We start from the raw sequence: 16155 nt of genomic DNA on the forward strand, positions 1-16155 counted from the left end.
CTGACTCGGGGCGTGTCGAGGGCCGCGTCCGGCCGTCAGCCGCCCGCGTGGCGCGGGCGCCGACCACCGCCGGCCGTCAGCCGCCGATCCCCTCCAGCTCCGCGAGCGCGTCCTCGGGCAGTCGGATCCGCGCTCCCGCCACGTTCTCCCGCAGGTGCTCCACCGACGACGTGCCCGCGATGACGAGCACGTTCGGCGACCGCTGCAGGAGCCAGGCGAGCGCGACCGGCAGTGGCGCCGAGTCGAGCGAGGCGGCGACGCGCGCCAGCACCTCCGACTGCAGCGGCGAGAACCCGCCGAGCGGGAAGTACGGCACGTACGCGATGCCGTCGGCGGCCAGCTCGTCGATGAGCGCGTCGTCGTCGCGGCGCGCGAGGTTGTAGTGGTTCTGCACGCTCACGATCGGCGCGATCCCGCGGGCCTCGGCCACCTGCGCGGCCGTCACGTTGCTCACGCCGAGGTGCCGGATCAGCCCCTCCCGCTGCAGCTCGGCCAGGGCGGTGAACGGCTCCTCGATGGACCCGTCGGTCGGGCTGTCGAAGGCGCCGACGCGGAGGTTCACGACGTCGAGCACGTCGAGCGTCAGGTGCGTGAGGTTGTCGTAGACGGCCTGGCGGAGCTCGGCCGCGGAGAGCGCCTGCGGCCAGCGGCCCTTGGCGTCGCGCAGGGATCCGACCTTGGTCACGATGTGGAGGCGCTCCGGATACGGGAAGAGCGTCTCCTCGATGAGCGCGTTCGTGTGGCCGGGTCCGTAGAAGTCGGCCGTGTCGATGTGCGTGATCCCGAGCGCGACGGCCTCGCGCAGCACGGCCCGGGCGGCGTCGGGATCCGCGGGCGGGCCGAACACGCGCGGCCCCGCGAGCTGCATGACGCCGTAGCCGAAGCGCGTGACGGTGAGGTCGTGGGCGAGCGGGAAGAGCCCTCCGGGCAGGTCGGTGGACATGGCGATCCTCTCGGGTGGCGCGGCGGGCGGCGTGCGCCCACTCTCCCGCGGCCGGCGCGCGGCGCGACCGCACTCGCAGGAGCCCGTGAGCGGATCCGCCCGCGCCGCCCCTAGGAGGAGGGAACCGACGCGCCCGGCGCCGCCTGCGCCGGCGGGTGCGCGCGACGCGTCGCGAGCACGCGGGAGAAGACGAGCACGAGGAGCCCGGACGCCGGCACGAAGAGGAGCCCGAAGCGCAGCGACGACGCGTCCGCGATGGCGCCGACGACGGGCGGCGAGATGAGGAAGCCGAGCCGCAGCAGCCAGCCGACGATCGTGAGGCCCGTGCCCGGCCGGAAGCCGGGCAGCTCGTCGGCGGCCTGCATGGCCGCGGGGATCAGGGTCGCGACGCCGAAGCCGGCCACGCCGAAGCCGACGATCGTGCCGACGACGCCCGGGAACGCGAGCGCCCCGCCCATGCCCGCGAGCACGAGCACGCCGCCGAGGCGGGCGACGGCGCGCTGCCCGAAGCGGTCGACCATGCGGTCGCCGAGCATCCGGCCCACGAATTGCATGCCCTGGAGGGAGATGAAGCCGAGGCCGGCGACGAACGCGCTGGCGCCGAGGTCGCGGGAGAGGTAGATGGCCGACCAGGTGCTGCCGGAGTCCTCGACGATGGCGCCGCCGGACGCGATGACCACGAGCGCGAGCAGCACGCCGTACTTCGCGACGAGGCCGAGCGCGCGCGGGGAGGCGGCGCGCGCGACGTCGCCCTCGGGATCGGGGGCGTGCGCATGCGCGGCGCCGCCCTCGCCGGGCTCCGGCTCCGGTCCCTTCAGCAGCCACGCGAGCGCGAGCACGGCCAGCGCGCTGAAGACGACCGCGGAGATCGAGAGGTGCACGATCAGCGGCAGCCCGATCTGCGCGGCCGCGGCGCCCATGATCCCGCCCGCCACCGCCCCGACGGACCAGACGGCGTGGAAGGAGTTGTTGATCGACCGGCCGTAGAGGCGCTGCACGCGCAGCGCGTGCGAGTTCTGCGCGACGTCGGTGATCGCGTCCATGGCGCCCGCGAGGAACAGCGCCATCGCGAGCACGAGCCAGCCGGGCGCGAGGCCGGCCAGCAGGATCCCGACCGAGGCCACCACGGTCGCGGCGACCGCCACGCGCGCCGACCGGTAGCGGCGGATGAGGACGCCTGCGGCGAGCCCGGCGATGAGCGCGCCGAGCGGCGAGGCGGCGACCGCGGCACCGAACTCGACGTTGGTCAGCCCGAGCTCCGCCTTGATCGACGGGTAGCGCGGCAGCAGGTTCGCGAAGATCGCGCCGTTGGTGAAGAAGAGCACGGCGACCGCGACCCGCGCGCGGCGGACGTCGCGGGTCGGGGCGGGCGTGCGCGACTGCGTCGGCGCGGACGGGGAGGGCATCGTCGGTCTCTTCCTGGCCGGGTGGCGCCGTGGCGCGCGCGGGCGGGTCGGCGCCGGTTCGCGGGCTGCCGGATCCAGCCTAGGGTCGGCGGGACGCCAGCGGCGACGTGTCCTCGGTGACGTCCATGACCAGGTCCATGAGCGGCACCAGCCGGGCGCTCACCTCGTGCCCGAGCTCGGTGAGCCGGTAGTCGACCCGCGGCGGGATGGTGGGCTGGGCCTCGCGGAGCACGAGGCCGTCGTCGGCGAGCGTGCGGAGCGTGGAGGCCAGCATCTTCTCGCTGATGCCCTCGATCTCGCGGCGCAGCTCGCCCCAGCGGCGCGACCGCTCCCCGAGCGCGAGGAGGACGAGCACGCCCCACTTGCTCGTGATGTGGTCGAGCAGGGTGCGCGACGGGCAGTTCGCGGGATAGCGGCCCTCGGTCACGCCGGGTCGGTCGCGGCTCACCCGGAAGCTCATCTGCGTCACATCGCACAACTTACCAGAAGGTGGGTACCTCCCTGTGGGAAGGTACTCGGCGACGGAGTCGTTGACCCCGGCGTACCGCTCGTCCCCTGACTCGAAAGGCACCCCATGACCATCGTCGTCACCGCCGCCACCGGCCGCCTCGGATCGCGCATCGTCGCGTCCCTGCTCGCCCGCGGCTACGCCGCCTCCGACATCCTCGCCACCGCGCGCCGCCCCGAGGCCCTCGCCGACCTCGCCGCCCAGGGCGTCCGCACCGCGCGCCTCGATTACTCCGACGCCGACAGCGTCGCCGCCGCCATCCGACCCGGCGACACCCTCGTGCTCGTCTCCGGCAGCGAGGTCGGCCAGCGCGTGCCGCAGCACACCACCGTCATCGAGGCCGCGAAGGAGGCGGGCGTCGGCCGGATCCTCTACACGAGCGTCCTCCGCGCGAGCACCACCGAGCTCTTCATCGCGGGCGAGCACAAGGCCACCGAGGAGGTGCTCGCCGCCTCGGGCGTGCCCGTCACGCTCCTCCGCAACGGCTGGTACACCGAGAACTACACGGGCACGGTCGACTCCGTGCGGCAGTCGGGCGGCCTCCTCACGAGCGCGGGCGACGGCCGCGTCGCGAGCGCCACCATCGCCGACTTCGCCGAGGCCACCGCGGTCGCGGCCCTGGACGACTCGCTCGCCGGGCAGACGCTCGAGCTCGCGGGCGACGAGCGCTGGACGCAGGACGACCTCGCCCAGGCGATCTCCGGCATCGTCGGGAAGCCCGTCCCCGTCTCCCGCGTCTCCTCCGAGGAGCACGCGCGGATCCTCGGCGAGGCCGGCCTCGACGAGGGCACGATCGGCTTCCTCGTGGGCCTCGACGCCGCCACGGCCGCCGGCCAGCTCGATGACGAGACGGGCGACCTGGCGCGCCTCCTCGGCCGCCCCACCACCTCGCTCGCCGACGGCCTCCGCCAGGCGGTCGCGGGCGCCTGACCCGCCCGGATCCGCGCCCGAGGCGGATCCGCACGGCTCCGCACGCGACGACGGCCCGTCCCCTCACGGGGGCGGGCCGTCGTCGCGCGCGGGCGCGGGGCCCTCAGCCGAGCGCGTCCCGCATCGAGCGGATCGCGTCGGGCCCCACCCGGCAGCAGCCGCCGACGAGGGTCGCGCCCGCGGCGATCCAGGCGCGCGCATCCGGCACGCCCGGGTCGCCGCCCCAGCCGCGCGCGACCGCGTCCCAGCGCTCGCCGGAGTTCGGGTAGACGACCACGGGCCGGTCGGTCACGCTGCGCGCGTCGGCGATCGCGGCGGGCACCTCCTCCGGGTGCGCGCAGTTGATCCCCACGGCCACGACCTCGTCGGCCTCCTCCGCGAGCCGGAACCCTTCGGCCATGGGCTCGCCCGACCGCAGCCGCCCGCCCTCGACCGTGAACGCGAGCCACGCGGACGCGCCCGAGCCGCGCGCGAGGTCCACGAGGGCGCGGCCCTCGTCGAGGCTCGGGATGGTCTCGCAGGCGAGGAGGTCGGCGCCGGCGTCGGCGAGCACGGCGAACCGCGGCGCGTGCCAGCGGCGGAGCCCCGCGCGGTCGAGGCCGGTGGATCCGCCGTACTCCGAGCCGTCGCCGAGCGTCGCACCGAGCGGGCCGATGGATGCGGCGATCCAGCGATCCCGGGCCGCGCCCTGCGGATCCTCCCGCGCCACCTCGTCGCGTGCCTCCGCCGCGAGCCGCACGCTCGCGCGCAGCAGCTCCTCGGTGTCGGCGTGCGACAGCCCGCGCGCCGCGAACGCGGCGAAGCCCACCTGGTACGACGCCGTGATCGCGACGTCGGCGCCCGCGCGGAAGTACTCGGCGTGCGCCGCGCGGATCGCCTCCGGCTCGTCGGCGAGCACGCGCGCGCTCCACAGCGGATCCGACAGGTCGTGCCCGCGCGCCTCCAGCAGCGTGCCGAGGCCGCCGTCGAGGAGGAGCGGGCGGTGGGGGAGCTGCATGCGCACATCCTGCCGGAGCGGCCGGCCGGATCCGAGCCGGGGGTCACGCGCCGTCGCACACGCCGCCGCCGGGTACCGTGGACGCGACGGTGGGAGTCCCGATGAAGGATGACGACGACGTCGACCTGGTGATCGACGCGTGGGGTGCCGCCCTGCCCGACGTCGACTTCGCGCCGCTCGACGTGGTGTCGCGGCTCCGGCGGCTGCTGCCGCAGATGCAGCGGATCCGCGAGGGCGCGTTCGCCGCCGAGGGCCTCACGACGAGCGAGTTCGAGTTCCTCTCCATCCTCCGCCAGCAGGGCGACGCGGGCCTCACGCGCGCCGCGCTCGCCGAGCGGCTCGGCACCGACACGGGCAGCCTCGTGCACCGGGTCAACCGGCTGACCGCGCGCTCCTTCATCACGCGCGAGGAGGATCCGTCGGGCGGCCGCAGCCGGCTCGTCGTGCTCACGCCGTTCGGCATCGAGCGCGTCGACCGGGCGATGCGCCGGCTCGTCGCCGACGAGGACGAGGTGCTCGCCGACCTCAGCCGGGCCCAGATCGCGACCCTCATCGACAGCCTCCGGGTGATCGCGCGCACGACCGAGCGGGTGCGGGCGCGCCGGTCGTCCTGATCCCCGGCGCGGCCCCGGTCCCGGCGCGGCCCCGGTCCCGCCCTTGGGCGCGTCGCGCCGGCCGGAGCACGATGGACGGATGGCCGACACCTCCTCCATCCCGCCCGCCGTGCTCTTCGACATCGACGAGACCCTCATCCACACGGGCGGCTCCGGCGCCCGCAGCTGGGCGATGGCGTTCCGCGACCTGCACGACGTGGAGGCCGACATCGGCGAGCACTCGTCGGCGGGGGAGACGGATCCGCAGGTCGGCGCCGCGACGTTCCGCGGAGTGATGGGCCGGGATCCGGAGCCCGCCGAGCTCGCGCGCCTCTACGCCTCCTACCTGCGGCACCTCGCCGACGACATCCGCGTGTCCGAGGGCTACCGCGTGCTCGACGGCGCGGAGGCGCTGCTCGACCGGCTCGCCGACGCGGGCGTCGTGCTCGGCGTCGTCTCGGGCGCGATGGAGGGCGCGGCCCGCACGAAGATGGAGCCCGCCCGGCTCGGCCGGTTCTTCGTGTTCGGCGCGTACGGATCCGACTCGCCCGACCGCGTCGACGTCGTGCGCCGCGCGATCGCGACCGCCGGCACGCTCCGCGGCGCCGAGCCGCGGCGCGATGAGGTGCTCGTCGTGGGCGACACCCCGAACGACATCACCTCCGCGCACGACGCGGGCGCGACCGCGGTGGGCGTGGCGAGCGGGCACTACTCGGCCGAGGAGCTGCGCGACGCGGGCGCGGATCTCGTGCTCGACTCCCTCGAGGACCCGGCGCTGGAGCGGCTGCTCGGGCTCGGGCCCGACGGATCCGTGGACGGCGCTGCTAGCTAGCTAGCCGGCCGCCCGGTCGTCGGCGGCGTCCGCCTCCGCGCGCGTGAGCGCCTCGAGCGCCGCGCACGCGTCGACGCGCGTGGCGTCGATGTGGCGACGCGCGAGATCCGCCGCCCGGGCGCCCTCGCGCCGCTCGAGGAGGGCGACGAGCTCGCGGTGGTCGGCGAGCGAGTCGGGCCGGCGGGCGGCGGCCGTGGGCAGGTAGTGGAAGCGCACGCGCTTCGACATCGACTCCACGACGGCGGCGAGCGTGCTGTTCTGCGAGGCGCGCGCGACGGCCACGTGGAAGTCGTGGTTGAGGCGGGCGAGATCGGCCGGATCCGAGGTCTGCTCCTGCAGGCGGAGGACGCGCGCGAGCTCGCCGAGGTCGTCGGCCGTGCGGCGCTGGGCGGCGAGCTCCACGGCCTGCGGCTCCACGAGCGCCCGCGCCTCGAACAGGTCCACCAGCTCCGACAGCACGCGCGGCCGCACCGACACGCCCTCATGCGGACGGTGCACGACCCACCCGTCGGCCTCGAGCGCGCGCAGCGCCTCGCGCACCGGGATGTGGCTCGTGCCCGTGCGGCGGGCGATGTCGTCGGCCTTGACGCGGGAGCCGGGGGCGAGCGCACCACCGAGGATCTCCTCCTCGAGCAGCACCCGCACGCGCTCCGCGGCGCCGACGCGGGAGGGGACCGGGGCGGGAGCGGGCATGCGCTCGATTATAGGATCCGCCGCCACGGCACCACCCAGACGTGTTTCACATCCCGGAAACACAGGCGAAACGCGCGTGTGCGGCCGGGCTGTTCCTATAGGACGCAGCCGGGTCCCCCGCCGGCGCCCCCCGATCCCTGGAGAACCCATGTCGCTCCCCGCCGCCCCGCCGGCCGCGCGCCACGCCGACGACGCCGTCCCGGATCCCGCCGACCGCCCCGTCTTCTCGGAGTACGAGTCGGAGCCCGTGCCCCCGCACGCGCGCCGCCGCACCGCATCGGTCGCGGCCGTGTGGCTGGGCTTCCCGATGATCCTCACCTGCGCGGTGTTCGGCGGCCTCGTCGTGCACTCGCTCGGGTTCTGGGCGGGCATGGGCGCCATCGCGGTCGGCACGCTCGTGCTCATGGTCTACGTCGGCGCGCTGAGCTACCTCGCCGGCCGCAGCGGCGAGAGCTTCGCGCTCATGGCGATGCGCACGTTCGGCGCCAAGGGCTACGTCGTCCCGGCGGCGTTCCTCGCCACGGTGGTCATCGGCTGGTTCGCGTTCCAGACCGGGCTCACCGGATCCACGCTGCACGGCTCCCTCGGCTGGGACCAGACGACGACGACGCTCGTCGCCGGCATCCTGTTCGTCGCCGTGACTCTGCTCGGCATCCGCGCGCTCTCCTGGATCGGCGTCATCGCCGCTCCCCTCTACCTCGTGCTCGGGGCGGTCGCCATCGCGATCGTCGCGACCCGGCCGGGCGCGGAGCTGCAGTCGGCGCCGGCCGGCGGGGCGGGCGCGCTGAGCTTCGGCGCCGCCGTCACCCTCGTCGTCGCGCTGTTCGCCGACTCGGGCACCATGACCGCCGACTTCACGCGCTGGGCGCGCTCGGGCCGGCAGGCCGTGCTCGCGTCGCTCGCGGCGTTCCCGTTCGGCAACGCGATCGCGCTCGTGGTCGGCGGCCTCATCGTCGCCCTCGGCGGCGCGACGGATCCGGGCACCGCGGGCGGCGACTTCCTCGGGATCCTCGTGGCGCAGGGCGGCGCGCTCGTGCCGCTCGCCGTGCTGTTCGTGGTCGTGAACCTCGGATCCGTCTGCGCCCACTGCCTCTACAACGGCGCGGTCGGCTGGAGCCAGCTCACCGGCATGAGGATGCGCCGCACGACCCTCGTGCTCGGCGCGGTCGGCGTGGTGCTCGCGGTCGCGGGCATCTGGACCTACTTCGAGGTGTGGCTGAACCTGCTCGGGGTGATCGTGCCGCCCATCGGAGCGGTGCTCATCGTCGACCAGCTGCTGCTCGCACCGCGTCGGGCGGCGGCCTCCGCTGCCGGCACCGCGTCCGCCTCCGTTCGCGGCCCGTGGCGCGCGCCCGCGTTCGTCGCCTGGATCGTGGGGGCCGGTGCCGCGCTCGCGGCCCACGCCTACGCCGACTTCCTCTCCACGGCGGTCGTGGGCCTGGTCGTCGCCGCGATCGCGCTCGTCGCCGCCGACGCGCTGGGACGCGTGCGCGCCCCGCTCGGCGCGGCCGTCGAGGCGGGGGAGGTGCGCTCGTGAGCATCGCGCCCAGCATCGCGTCCCTCACCGGGCCGGTCGCCGGCACCACGGCGGTCATCGGCACCGGGCCGGTCGCCGGCACCACGCCGGTCGCCGCGGACCCGTACGCCTGGCCCTACGACGGCGCCGTCGACGTGGCGCGCACCGCCGTGGTCTGCATCGACTGGCAGGTCGACTTCTGCGGCGTCGGCGGCTACGTCGACCGCATGGGCTACGACCTCGCGCTCACCCGCGCCGGCCTCGCGCCCACCGCCCGGCTGCTGGAGCGGGTGCGGGCGCTCGGCATGACCGTGATCCACACCCGCGAGGGCCACCGCCCCGACCTCTCCGACCTGCCGGCGAACAAGCGCTGGCGGTCCGAGCGCGCGGGCGCCGAGATCGGCAGCGTCGGCCCGTGCGGGCGGATCCTCGTGCGCGGCGAACCCGGCTGGGAGATCGTCCCCGAGGTGGCCCCGCTCCCCGGCGAGCCCGTGATCGACAAGCCCGGCAAGGGCGCGTTCTACGCCACCGACCTCGACCTGGTGCTGCGGGCGCGCGGCATCGACCGGCTGATCCTCACGGGCATCACCACCGACGTGTGCGTCTCGACCACGATGCGCGAAGCCAACGACCGCGGCTACGAGTGCCTGGTGCTCTCCGACTGCACGGGGGCCACGGACCCGGCGAACCACGACGCGGCGCTGCGGATGGTCACGATGCAGGGCGGCGTGTTCGGTGCCGTCGCGTCGTCCGACGACGTGCTGGCGGCGCTCGCCGGGGCGGGCCGCGTCGGATCGGAGGCCCGCGAGTGAGCGGGGGCATCGGCGTCCCCGGCGTCCCCGGCGTCCCCGCGCTGCCGCTCGTCGGATCCGCCTCCGTCGTCGACCGCGTGCGCGCCGCCTACGCGCGCATCGCCGAGGTCGACCGGCCCGAGGTGTGGATCACGCTGCTCGACCGCGCGGACGCCCTCGCCCGCGCCGCCGAGCTCGACGACCGCATCGCCCGGGCGCCGGCGGGATCGCTGCCGCTCGCGGGCTGGCTCGTCGCCGTGAAGGACAACATCGACGTGGCCGGCATGCCGACGACCGCCGCGTGCCCGTCCGCCGCCACCGCGCCCGAGGTCGACGCGCCCGCCGTCGCCCGGCTCCGGGAGGCCGGCGCGCTCGTCCTCGGCAAGACCAACCTCGACCAGTTCGCCACCGGCCTCGTCGGCACGCGCAGCCCCTACGGCGCCGTGCGGCACGCGACGCGGCCCGACCGCATCTCGGGCGGATCCAGCTCGGGCTCCGCGGTCGCCGTCGCGCTCGGCCTCGTCGACGTGGCGCTCGGCACCGACACGGCCGGATCCGGACGGGTGCCCGCGGCCTTGCACGGCCTGGTCGGGATCAAGCCGACGCTCGGCCTGGTGCCGACCACGGGCGTCGTCCCCGCCTGCCGCTCCTACGACACCGTGAGCGTGCTCGCGGCCGACCTCGCGACCGCGCAGCGCGCGCTCGCCGAGATGGTCGGGCCCGACGCCGCGGATCCCGCGAGCCGCGACTGGCCGTCCACCACCCGGCTCGCGCCGCGCGGCGTCCCCGTCGTCGGCGTGCCCGCGGAGCACGACCTCGCGCCGCTCTCGCCCGGCGCCCGCGCGGCGTTCCAGCAGGCGGTCGCGCGGATGCGCGACTCCGGCGCCGTCGTCGAGACGGTCGAGCTCGGGCCGTTCCTCCGCGCCGCGCTCCTCCTCTACGAGGGCGCGCTCGTGGCCGAGCGCTGCGAGGCGGCGGGGCCGTCGGTGCTCGCGGACGCGCCGGACCTGGATCCGACCGTCGCCGGCATCGTGCGCGGCGCGCTCGGGATCCCCGCGCACCGGCTCGTGGAGGACCGCGCGCTCCTCGAGCGCCTGCGCGTCGCCGCGTGCACGGTGTTCGACGCCCCCGGCGACGCGCGCCGCGGGATCGACGCGCTGCTCCTGCCGACCACCACCGAGCACCCGACCCTCGCGGAGGTCGCCGCCGAGCCGGTCGCCGTGAACGCGCGCCTCGGCACGTACACGAACTTCGTGAACCTGTTCGACCTGTGCGCCGTCGCGGTGCCCGCGGGCGAGGCGGACGGATCCCCGTTCGGCGTGAGCCTCGTCGCGCCCGCCTTCGCCGACCAGGTCGTGCTCGACCTCGCCGGCCGGATCACGGGCGACTCGGCCCGGCCCGCGCTCCTGCCCACCGACGCGGTCGACGTGGTCGTGTTCGGCGCGCACCTCGGCGGCCAGCCGCTGCACCGCCAGCTCAGCGAGCTCGGCGCGCGCTTCTCCCGCGACGTGCGCACGAGCGCGGCGTACCGCATGGCCCACCTCCAGGGTGAGCCCGCGCGCCCCGGCGTGACCCCGGCGCCCGACGGCGACGGCACGCCGCTCGCGGGCGAGGCGTGGACCCTCACGCGCGCCGGCCTCGCCGCGTTCCTCTCCGGCATGGTCCGCCCCATGGCCCTCGGCCCGGTGGAGCTCGACGACGGCACGCAGGCGATCGGGTTCCTCTGCACCGACACCGCGGGCGCGCCGGACATCAGCGCGCACGGCGGGTGGCTGCGGTACCTGGCGTCCCGCGGTCAGGCGGTCCCGGGCTCCTGATCCGCGGGGGCCGTCCGCCACGGGCTGAGCTCGTGCGCGGTGGCGGCCGCGGGGGACGCGGTCGGCGTCGCCCCCGGGACCCCCGGGACCCCGGGGACGGGCGGCACGCCCGGCGCCCGCGACACGCCCGCGCTCGCCCCGTGGGATCCGTGTCCGCGTGCCGCCCGTCCCGCGCGCACCCGCGCCGGCCCGTCCGTCGCCGTGCCGCGCAGCCGCACGAGCTGCACCACGGCGACGCCGAGGAGCACGATCTCGCCGAGGTCGCGGAGCGTGATCACCCCCACCATCACCGGGACCGCCTCGAGCAGCAGCACGTACGCGTAGGGGTAGACCAGCTGCGTGAGCGCGGCCACGACGAGCCCGAGGCGCGCCGCGAGGGCCGTGCCGGGGGCGTGGCGGTCGTGCACGAGCATCACGATGATCGGCACGGCGAACCACGAGACGTACTGCGGCGAGCCGACCTTGTTCGTCACGATGAGGACGGCGACGAGCGCGAGCGACAGCGGCCCGATGAGCGCGGCGGGGGAGGCGCCGCGGTGGTGCGCGCGGATCCCGAGCAGCGTCACGATGAGCACGACGCCGAGCATGATCGGCGTGAGCGCGGCCGCGACGGCGTCCACCCCGGGCCCCGCGACCTGGAACGTGATGATGCCCAGGTCGTCGTACACGCGGTACCGGTCGTCGCCCGCGACGATGCGCCACAGGTGGTACAGCGCCGCGGTCGACTCGACCTGCAGCCCGCGCCCGGTCTGCTGGCCCACGAAGCCCAGCACGTTCGCGCCGCTGCCGAGGGCGAGGGATCCGGCGACGACCACGGCCGTCGTGCCGAGCGAGACCGCGACGACCGTGCCCCGCGCCAGTCCGCGGCGGGCGATCACGGCGGTGAGCAGCAGCGCCGCCGGCCACACCTTCACCCAGGCGCCGATGGTGAGGAGCGCGGAGGCGAGGGCGGGCCGGGTCGCGAGCACGAGCAGGCCGGCGAGGGCGAGGGGCACGGTGACCGCGTCGATCCGGCCGAGCGAGATCGGCCCGAGCGCCACGAGGAAGCCGAGCCACCACGCGGCGGGGGCGAGGCCGCGGCCGCGGCGGATGCGGAGGAGCAGGGCGAAGGCGGCGGCGTCGAGCAGGGTGATCAGCGCGAGCCACACCGTGCCGAAGAACGCGGTGCCGCCGAGGAGCGAGACGAGCATGGGCGCCGCCGCGAGGATCGGGTACACCCACGGCAGGTCGAGGCCCACCCGGCCGCCACCGGCCATCCCCTCCTGCATCCAGATGCGGTAGATGCCCGTCACGTCGCCGAGCGCGGAGGTGGGGCCGATGAGGTTGAGCGTGATGAGCCAGAGGTGGCAGAGCGCGAAGGCCAGCCACGGGCGCGCCATGATGCCGGCGGCCGGCGGCCGGACGGCGTGCGCCGCGAGCGACTCGTCCGCGGTCACCGGGCGGCGCCCTCTCGGCGCGCAGGCGGGTGCATGTCGGGTGGTTCTCCTGCGGTCGGGACGGACGGGGACGCGGCCCGCGGGGGCCGGAGCCCGGCTCGCGGACGCCCGTGGTGCGGGCGGCGCTCTCGCGATGGTAGGCCACGCGGTCGTCGCCCTGCCGTGAGCGGACGAGTCGCCCGCGCGGTCAGGCGGTGCCGCGCAGCCGCGCGACGGTGCTCATCACGTGGTAGATCACGATCGCCGCGACCGTCCCGAGCGCGATGCCGTTGAAGGAGACGTCGCCGAGCGTGAAGGTGAAGGGCGCGATCGCGACGATGAGCGCGGTCGCCGCCGTGAGCTGGTTGACGGGCTTCGAGAAGTCCACCCTGTTGTCCATCCAGATCTTCACGCCGATGATCCCGATGAGGCCGTACAGCGCGGTCGTCACGCCGCCGAGCACGCCCGCCGGGATCGTGTCGATCACCGCGCCGACCTTGGGCGACAGGCCGAGCAGCACGGCGAACGTGCCGGCCACCCAGTAGGCGGCGGTCGAGTAGACGCGCGTGGCGGCCATCACGCCGATGTTCTCGCCGTAGGTCGTGGTGCCGGATCCGCCGCCGAGGCCCGCGAGCACGGTCGCCAGGCCGTCGGCGATCAGCGCGCGACCGGTGAGCCTGTTGACCGATCCGTCGGTCATCTGCGCGACGCCGCGGATGTGGCCCACGTTCTCCGCCACGAGCACGAGCACCACGGGCAGGAACGCGGGCAGCAGCGCCCAGAACTGGGGCGTGAACTGGGGCGCGTGGAACTCGGGCAGCCCGATCCACGCCGCCGCCTCGAGCTTCGAATAGTCGATCTCCTGGCGGATCGCCGCCACGGCGTAGCCGACGACCACGCCGAGCACGATGGAGAGCCGGCCGAGGATCCCGCGGAACAGCACGGTGGAGAGGATCACGACGGCGAGCGTGATGGTCGCCGTCACGGGTGCCTTGACGAAGTTGTCGCGCGCGGCCGAGGCGAGGTTGAAGCCGATGAGCGCGACGATCGCGCCGGCGACGACGGGCGGCAGCAGCGCGTCGATCCAGCCGGTGCCGGTGAGCTGCACGATGCCGCCGATGACCGCGAGCATCACGCCGACCGCGACGATGCCCGCGAGAGCCGCCCCGATCCCGCCGCCGCCCGCCGCCGTCGCCGCGTTGGCCGCGCCGATCGGCGCGATGAACGCGAACGACGAGCCGAGGTAGCTGGGCAGCCGGTTCTTCGTGAGAACCAAGAAGAGGATCGTGCCGAGCCCGGAGAAGAACAGCGTCGTCGTGGGCGGGAAGCCCGTGAGCGCGGGCACGAGGAAGGTCGCGCCGAACATCGCGACGACGTGCTGCATCCCGAGCCCGATCGTGCGGGGCCAGGTGAGGCGCTCGCCGGGGCCGACGACCGCGGACGCGTCGACCGCCTTGCCGTCGCCGTGGAGGGTCCAGATCTGTCGGGCCATGCTCGCCTGCTCTCGCGCGGGTGTGTGGGGAGACGCCCCGATCGGCGAGCGTACCGACGCCGTGTTGCGGCGGCGTTTCGCGGGGCGGCTCCGGCCCGGGCTCCGGCGGACCGGCTCGACCGCCGGTCCCGCTCCACCGCTCCCGGGACGCGCGCGGGAGACGCCCCTAGGCTCGTGCCCATGAGCGCCGAGACACCTCCGACCGGGATCCGCACCGACGAGCTGGACGCGGGGGTCCGGCCGCAGGACGACCTCTACCTCCACGTGAACGGGCGCTGGCTCGAGCGCACCGAGATCCCCGACGACAAGGCCCGCTGGGGCTCCTTCCACCAGCTCGCCGAGGCGGCCGAGGAGGCCGTGCGCGTGATCATCGAGGAGGCCGTCGACGCCGAGCCCGGCACCGAGGAGCGCCGGTTCGGCGACCTCTTCACGAGCTTCATGGACGAGGAGCGGGTCGAGGCGCTCGGCGTCGAGCCGATCCGCGACCAGCTCGATCAGGCCGCCGCCGTCACCGACGTCCCGTCCTTCCTCGCGACCCTCGGCCGCCTCGAGCAGACCAACGTGAGCGGCCTCCTCGGCCTCTTCGTCGACAACGACCCGGGCGATCCCGAGCGCTACGTCGTGCAGGTCGAGCAGGGCGGCATCGGCCTGCCCGACGAGAGCTACTACCGCGAGGAGGGTCACGCGGCCGTCCGCGACGCGTACCGCGCCTTCGTCGAGCGGATGCTCGGCCTCGCGCAGCTCGACGACCCCGCGGGCCGCGCCGACCGGATCCTCGACCTCGAGACCCGCATCGCCGCCGCCCACTGGGACAACGTGCGCACCCGCGACAGCCAGGCCACGTACAACCTCGTCACCTGGGCCGAGCTCCGCGACCTCGTCGCGAAGGCCGCTGGCGCCGACCTCGACGTCTGGCGCGACGCCTTCGAGGCGCCTGCCGCCGCGCTCGACGAGCTCGTGCTCCGCGAGCCGTCGTTCGCCGAGGGCCTCGGCGCGCTGCTGACCGATGCCGAGGTTCCCGCGCTCCGCGACTGGCTCGCCTGGCAGGTCATCCGCTCGAACGCGGCGCTGCTCCCGAAGGCGTTCTCCGAGGCGTCCTTCGACTTCTACGGCCGCACGCTCACGGGCGCGCCCGAGCAGCGCGTGCGCTGGAAGCGCGGCGTCTCGCTCGTCGAGGGCGCGATGGGGGAGGCCATCGGCCGCATCTACGTCGACCGCCACTTCTCCCGCACCGCGAAGGCGGAGATGGACGTGCTCGTCGGCCACCTGGTCGAGGCGTATCGGCAGTCCATCGCCGGCCTCGAGTGGATGACCGCGGAGACGCGCGGCCGGGCGCTGGAGAAGCTCGAGAAGTTCACCCCGAAGATCGGCTTCCCCGACCGCTGGCGCGACTACTCCTCGCTCGAGATCGACCCGACCGACCTCGTGGGCAACGTGCGCGCGACCGCCCGCTTCGAGACGCGCCGCGAGCTCGCGAAGATCGGCGCCCCGCTCGACCGCGACGAGTGGTTCATGACGCCGCAGACCATCAACGCGTACTACAACCCGGGCTTCAACGAGATCGTGTTCCCGGCCGCGATCCTCCAGTTCCCGTTCTTCGACGAGGAACGCGACCCGGCCGCGAACTACGGCGCGATCGGCGCGGTCATCGGCCACGAGATCGGCCACGGCTTCGACGACCAGGGCTCGCGCTACGACGGCGACGGCCGCCTCACCGACTGGTGGACCCCGGCCGACCGCGCGGCGTTCGAGGAGCGCACGGCGTCGCTCATCCAGCAGTACGACGCGCTCGTGCCGGCGCAGCTCACGGGCGACGACGCGCCGCACGTGAACGGCGCCCTCACCATCGGCGAGAACATCGGCGACCTCGGCGGCCTCTCCATCGCGTGGAAGGCGTACCTGATCTCGCTCGAGGGCGCCGAGCCGCCGGTCATCGACGGCCTCACGGGAGCTGCGCGCTTCTTCCTCTCCTGGGCGCAGGCCTGGCAGCAGAAGGGCCGCGACGCCGAGGTGATGCGCCTGCTGGCCATCGACCCGCACGCGCCGAACGAGTTCCGCTGCAACCAGATCGTCCGCAACATCGACGCGTTCTACGCGACGTTCGACGTGCAGCCGGGCGACGGCCTGTGGCTCGACGAGGACGCCCGCGTCACCATCTGGTGACGCGCGTCCGGCGATGACGGATCCGACGCACGGGCCGGGCGGCGACGCCCCGGGCGCCC

14 protein-coding genes are annotated in these 16155 nt (G+C 75.2%); 7 read left to right on the forward strand and 7 right to left on the reverse strand.

Going from position 1 to position 16155, the window contains the following annotated elements:
- Positions 1–76: 76 nt before the first annotated feature.
- The 3 genes from AWH51_RS14685 to AWH51_RS14695 all read right to left on the reverse strand — a co-directional run bounded on the left by AWH51_RS14685 (position 77) and on the right by AWH51_RS14695 (position 2809).
- Positions 77–943 carry an oxidoreductase gene (locus AWH51_RS14685; protein WP_063072800.1) on the reverse strand — a complete coding sequence of 289 codons (867 nt, stop codon included), beginning with the start codon at positions 941–943 and terminating at the stop codon, positions 77–79.
- A gap of 110 nt (positions 944–1053) precedes the next feature.
- Entirely contained in the window at positions 1054–2349 is a 1296-nt protein-coding gene (locus AWH51_RS14690) for an MFS transporter (protein WP_063072801.1), read from the reverse strand.
- Positions 2350–2428: 79 nt separating this feature from the next.
- Entirely contained in the window at positions 2429–2809 is a 381-nt protein-coding gene (locus AWH51_RS14695; RefSeq protein WP_063072802.1) for a winged helix-turn-helix transcriptional regulator, read from the reverse strand.
- A 114-nt stretch (positions 2810–2923) separates the two neighbouring features.
- Here AWH51_RS14695 and AWH51_RS14700 point away from each other — a divergent pair, with 114 nt between their 5' ends.
- Positions 2924–3787, forward strand: coding sequence for an SDR family oxidoreductase (locus AWH51_RS14700; RefSeq protein WP_063072803.1), 864 nt, complete (start codon positions 2924–2926; stop codon positions 3785–3787).
- A 103-nt stretch (positions 3788–3890) separates the two neighbouring features.
- Here the strand turns inward: AWH51_RS14700 and mmuM are convergent, their stop codons facing one another.
- Positions 3891–4784 (reverse strand): homocysteine S-methyltransferase, encoded by an 894-nt coding sequence (gene mmuM / locus AWH51_RS14705; protein WP_063072804.1) that lies wholly within the window; start codon positions 4782–4784, stop codon positions 3891–3893.
- Between the two features lie 101 nt (positions 4785–4885).
- Between mmuM and AWH51_RS14710 the strand changes: the two genes are divergently transcribed.
- A complete protein-coding gene (locus tag AWH51_RS14710; RefSeq protein WP_063072805.1) occupies positions 4886–5398 on the forward strand; it encodes a MarR family winged helix-turn-helix transcriptional regulator in 513 nt (170 codons plus the stop codon).
- A 79-nt stretch (positions 5399–5477) separates the two neighbouring features.
- Positions 5478–6209 carry an HAD family hydrolase gene (locus tag AWH51_RS14715; protein WP_063072806.1) on the forward strand — a complete coding sequence of 244 codons (732 nt, stop codon included), beginning with the start codon at positions 5478–5480 and terminating at the stop codon, positions 6207–6209.
- Here AWH51_RS14715 and AWH51_RS14720 read toward each other — a convergent pair whose 3' ends face one another.
- Entirely contained in the window at positions 6210–6902 is a 693-nt protein-coding gene (locus AWH51_RS14720; protein WP_063072807.1) for a GntR family transcriptional regulator, read from the reverse strand. It lies immediately after the preceding gene.
- 148 nt (positions 6903–7050) lie between these two features.
- Between AWH51_RS14720 and AWH51_RS14725 the strand changes: the two genes are divergently transcribed.
- From AWH51_RS14725 to atzF, 3 genes are read left to right on the forward strand one after another with little or no spacing between them, the layout of a single operon-like run.
- Complete coding sequence (locus AWH51_RS14725) at positions 7051–8439, forward strand: purine-cytosine permease family protein (protein WP_063072808.1); 1389 nt, start codon at positions 7051–7053, stop codon at positions 8437–8439.
- Complete coding sequence (locus AWH51_RS14730; protein WP_254654601.1) at positions 8436–9230, forward strand: cysteine hydrolase family protein; 795 nt, start codon at positions 8436–8438, stop codon at positions 9228–9230. Before AWH51_RS14725 ends, AWH51_RS14730 begins: the two co-directional genes overlap by 4 nt.
- Positions 9227–11026, forward strand: coding sequence for an allophanate hydrolase (gene atzF, locus AWH51_RS14735; RefSeq protein WP_254654602.1), 1800 nt, complete (start codon positions 9227–9229; stop codon positions 11024–11026). The genes AWH51_RS14730 and atzF overlap by 4 nt, the downstream gene beginning before the upstream one ends.
- Here atzF and AWH51_RS14740 read toward each other — a convergent pair.
- Together AWH51_RS14740 and AWH51_RS14745 are read right to left on the reverse strand one after the other, a co-directional pair.
- Positions 11005–12462, reverse strand: coding sequence for a glycosyltransferase 87 family protein (locus AWH51_RS14740; protein ID WP_063072809.1), 1458 nt, complete (start codon positions 12460–12462; stop codon positions 11005–11007). The genes atzF and AWH51_RS14740 overlap by 22 nt on opposite strands.
- 187 nt (positions 12463–12649) lie before the next feature.
- Complete coding sequence (locus AWH51_RS14745) at positions 12650–13933, reverse strand: uracil-xanthine permease family protein (protein ID WP_063072810.1); 1284 nt, start codon at positions 13931–13933, stop codon at positions 12650–12652.
- 180 nt (positions 13934–14113) lie between these two features.
- On the opposite strand from AWH51_RS14745, the gene AWH51_RS14750 reads away from it, so the two are divergent.
- Complete coding sequence (locus AWH51_RS14750; RefSeq protein ID WP_063072811.1) at positions 14114–16096, forward strand: M13 family metallopeptidase; 1983 nt, start codon at positions 14114–14116, stop codon at positions 16094–16096.
- Positions 16097–16155: the final 59 nt, after the last annotated feature.

The organism is Clavibacter tessellarius (assembly GCF_001618005.1).
Taxonomy (GTDB): Bacteria; Actinomycetota; Actinomycetes; order Actinomycetales; family Microbacteriaceae; genus Clavibacter; species Clavibacter tessellarius_A.